Below are 236 nucleotides of genomic sequence, written 5' to 3' on the forward strand. Positions count from 1 at the left end.
TTGACCCGCGGCGGCGGCATGGAACTCAAAGCTTCGTAACCGACCCCAATCGCTGCGCGGCTCCGCGGCTGATCGACACTTTGCGCGGGTGAGTGGACCACCCGCTCCGCATCCTGCCCGAACTGCGCCGAAGCGAAACTTGCAGCCGTAAACGGCCCGGCGCGCTCGGCGGCGGCAAAGAGCTCGTCCTGGTCAAAACTCTGCACAGGTGAGTGAGCTGGTGGAGCAAAGGGCAA

The 236-nt window shown here is 64.8% G+C and carries 1 protein-coding gene; it reads right to left on the reverse strand.

Annotated elements, in window-relative coordinates:
- On the reverse strand, window positions 1–206 hold a 206-nt coding region (locus PU724_RS34125), incomplete at its 3' end, for a hypothetical protein (RefSeq protein WP_426213880.1).
- Between the last annotated feature and the right edge of the window lie 30 nt (window positions 207–236).

Source organism: Mesorhizobium abyssinicae (assembly GCF_049887195.1).
Taxonomy (GTDB): domain Bacteria; phylum Pseudomonadota; class Alphaproteobacteria; order Rhizobiales; family Rhizobiaceae; genus Mesorhizobium; species Mesorhizobium abyssinicae.